At 71.9% G+C, this 3,651-nt stretch carries 3 protein-coding genes; 2 read left to right on the top strand and 1 reads right to left on the bottom strand.

What is annotated here, in order from left to right; translation table 11 throughout:
* Nucleotides 1–230 precede the first annotated feature (230 nt).
* Nucleotides 231–815: a hypothetical protein gene (locus E4099_RS30385; protein ID WP_135342323.1), complete on the top strand. Its 585-nt coding sequence runs from the start codon at nt 231–233 to the stop codon at nt 813–815.
* Between the two features lie 440 nt (nt 816–1,255).
* On the opposite strand, the gene E4099_RS30380 is transcribed toward E4099_RS30385, so the two are convergent.
* A complete protein-coding gene (locus E4099_RS30380) occupies nt 1,256–2,005 on the bottom strand; it encodes a hypothetical protein (protein ID WP_135342322.1) in 750 nt (249 codons plus the stop codon).
* 463 nt (nt 2,006–2,468) lie between these two features.
* Here E4099_RS30380 and E4099_RS30375 point away from each other — a divergent pair.
* The coding region (locus E4099_RS30375; protein WP_135342321.1) for a glycosyltransferase family 4 protein at nt 2,469–3,651 on the top strand (1,183 nt) is incomplete at its 3' end.

The following is a 3,651-nucleotide window of genomic DNA, read 5'->3' as shown; positions in this document are numbered from 1 at the left end:
GCGCGGCACACCCCCGCCGCCACCGCGCGGCACATCCCACCCCTCGCCACGGCGCGGGCCATCACGCCCCTCGCCGCTCACCCATCCCACCTGCCGCGGTGCGCTCCCCACGCCACCGCCGCACATCACAGCGCACGTCATCGGCGTCGCAGTACGCCACAGCATGCCCGGTTTCCGCGAGTTGTCCGCGGCGACCGGAATCCGAAGAGAAAGGGGCCGCGGTGCGCCGCTTGGCCGGAACGATTCTGCTGATCACCGCACTCACCGGGTGCACCATCGAGATCGGCACGGGAGGCGGCGAGGGAACGGACGCCGGCCAGAGCCGCGAGCCGGCCCCGATGACCTCCGCGACGGCGCTGCCGACCACCCTGGGCGGCGACCCGGACGCCTGCGCCCTGCTCACCCTGGACGAGCTGCGCGACGCGCTGGGCTACCCGGTGGTGATCAGCGGTCGCACCTGGGACGGCACCCGGCACGCCGACAACTGCGGCTGGGACCCCGCGGACAAGTCCGACCCGCCCGGGGTGGCGGTGTCCTACATCGCCAAGCCCAAGGGCGGGCTCAGGGCGCCCTGCGACGAGTGGCGCGAGGTGCTGGGCGGCCCCGCGACGGTGCCCGGACTCGGCCTGGACGCGCTCTGGGACTACATGAGCCTCTCCGGACCGCCGCTGTCGGTGCTCCATGTGTGCACCGCGCGCGGCCAGTTGGACGTGATCGCCATCGGCAACCGTCCGGACGCGGAGCTGCGGCAGGTGGCCGTCAACGTGGCCAAGGCGGCCATCCCCCGTATGCCCAAGCTCTCCGGCGGACACTGACACGCCTGCTCGCGGGGCGGGTCGGCCCGTGGCGCGGCGCGTCGCTGACCGCCGCCCCGGGCTCGGCCATGAGAGTGTGGTCGCGGTTTCTCCGGCCGGTCGGCGATGAGGTGGGTGATCTTCTGCGCACGCGTCCGTGCCGGTGCATACCGGCACTCACCCGATGAGCGACGCCGACCGCATAACACGCCACGAGACCAGCCGATATGCCCCACTCGCCACCGGTCCATCCAGCGACCGAGCCCCGTCGGACCACGCCCCGTCAGCGCGGACGACCGCCGTCCGGCGGCAGGTACGTCGCGCGGGCGCACGTCCGCCAAGCGCGGCACCCCGGGAGCACCGCTTGGGGACGTACGCCTTGGAGCGGGGCGCGTCCGCTCCCGCGGGGGCGGACGGCCCTCGGGCGGCCCACCCGGGTGGCGGGCCGGCCGCCCGGTGCCTCACTTCCCGCCGGCGACCCGCTCCACCTTGGCGACCTGGGCCTTCAGCAGTGCCTCCGGGGCCTTGGGGTGCTTCTTGCTCACATCGTGGAAGCTCATGACCACGGTCAGCTGGCTGCCGGAGCGCACCATGTCGAACCGCGCCATACCGGGCTCCTCGGAGTCCAACATCTTGGCGCTGAACGCGACCGCGTCGTCGCCCAGTTGGGGCGCCGCCTCCGGCTTCACCCCGCTGAGCTTGAGCGCTTCATCTATGCCGGTGATGCCCAAGCCAGCCGTGCAGGCGCCGATCGCCGCCTTGAGGTCGGTCACCGTCTTCTTGGCGTCCGCCTCGGAGTAGGCGGAGATCCGCAGCGTGCCGAGGGAGAGTTCGGAGACGTCGAAGGCCTTGTCGGGGTCCTTGCCGCCGGCGCCGATGTTGGTGAAGCCGCTGAAGACGCTGGCGGCCGGCTTGGGGGTGAACTCCGTGCCGAACATCTCCGCGATCGGCTGGCAGTCCGCCTTGTCGGCCTTGGCCCCGCGCCCCCCGCCCAGTTCCTTCTCGCCGACCGACTCGATCTGGTAGCCCTTGACCTCCGTCTTGGTCAGCGCGGCCTTCTTCAGCTGGGCCTCGCTCAGCGGGGCGGACTGCTGAGAGGCATCCTTCGCACCGGCCTTCTTGTCGGACGCCGTGTCATCGCCGGAGCCCCCGCACGCGGTTGCCAGCCCCAGCACCGCCACCGAGGCCGCCGCCACTACGACCCGGGACACAGACTTCTTCACTATCTCGCCTACCTCGAGCATTCGTGGAGACGCACGCGCGTCTACCCGTTCCGGGTCATACAACAGCCACGTGGGTCCGACCGGGCGTCGATCACGGTGACGATCCGATATCGCCCAAAAGGTTGTACGAACCGTGTCACGTCTTGGCCACAGGCCGCCGGACGGGCCTCGCACGGACATCTCCGGCCCGCCCAGGGTTGCACGGGCGACCGCCGATGTGGCCCATCCCATATCACCAAACGCATACGCAACCTTCGTGGTTCACGCTGGTCTTAACCACCGTCAGGTCACCTTCGAGCAACCCACCGGCGGCATGCCGGCCACCTCCGTCCCCGGAGCCGGTCGCCACCGCCGTCGGCCGCCACCGTTCGGGACTCCCGAACGGACAACACGGGGCCCGAGGCCGGAGAGGAGGACACGCCGGACGCACCCAAGCGCTGGCGTACCCGTCATGAAGATCTCGTTCCTGCTGCACAACGCCTACGGCATCGGGGGCACCATCCGATCCACCTTCAACGTGGCCGGCGCACTCGCCGCCCGGCACGAGGTGGAGATCGTCACCCTCACCCGCACACTGGACACGCCGAGCCTGCCGCTGCACCCCAAGGTGAGCATCACCCCGCTCATCGATCTGCGGTCCGGCGTCCGGTCCGGCGACAAGGGCCACCCCCTGCTCTCCCAGCCCTCGGCCCACGTGCCGGCGGCGGAGGCGGGCGGCACCAAGAACTTCAACGCCCTGACCGACCAGCGGCTGTCCGCGTTCCTGGCCGCCACCGACGCGGAGGCGGTCATCGCCACCCGCCCGGGCCTGGTGGTCTGCCTCGCCGAGTTCGGCCAGGACCGCTATCTGCGCATCGGCCAGGAGCACCGGCTGTACCGCACCCACAAGCCCGAGATCCGCACCGCCTGCGACACCGCGATCGCCCGGCTGGACGCGTTCACCTCGGTCTCCGAGGCGGACGCCGCCACCCACCGGGCCGAACTCCCCGACGTTCCGGCCCTGTTGACCGCCATCCCCAACGGGGTGCCGCCCACCGGCGTGGAGCCCTCCGACGGCAGAGCCAAGCTGGTGGTGGCCGCCGGCCGGCTGATCCCGGTCAAGCGGTACGACCTGCTGATCCGCGCCTGGGCCACGGTGGCCGCACGCCACCCCGACTGGGCCCTTCGGCTCTACGGCCGCGGCCCCCAACAGGCGGCGCTGCGCAAGCAGATCGACGATCTCGGCCTGGCCGACAAGATCACCATGATGGGCGCGCACGCGCCGATCGAGACCGAGTGGGCCAAGGGGTCGATCGCCGCGGTCACCTCCCGCGAGGAGTCCTTCGGGATGACCATCGTGGAGGCCATGCACTGCGGGGTCCCGGTGGTCGCCACCGACTGCCCGCACGGCCCCGGCGAGATCATCACCCACGGCCGGGACGGCCTGCTGGTACCGGTCGGCGACGCGGACGCCATCGCCGCCGGGCTGTGCAAGCTGATCGAGGACGACGAGCTGCGGCTCAGCATGGGCGCCGCCGCCCGTGCCTCCGCCGAGCGCTACGCACCGGCCCGGATCGCCGACCACTACCAGGACCTCTTCGACCGGCTGCGCCAGCGGCGGGCCACCGCCCCGGCCGGCCTGCCCACCCCCGGCG

This window comes from Streptomyces palmae (genome assembly GCF_004684805.1).
GTDB lineage: Bacteria > Actinomycetota > Actinomycetes > Streptomycetales > Streptomycetaceae > Streptomyces > Streptomyces palmae.
The sequence above is the reverse complement of the archived record's forward strand: the minus strand, read 5'-3'. Positions and strand labels throughout refer to the sequence as shown.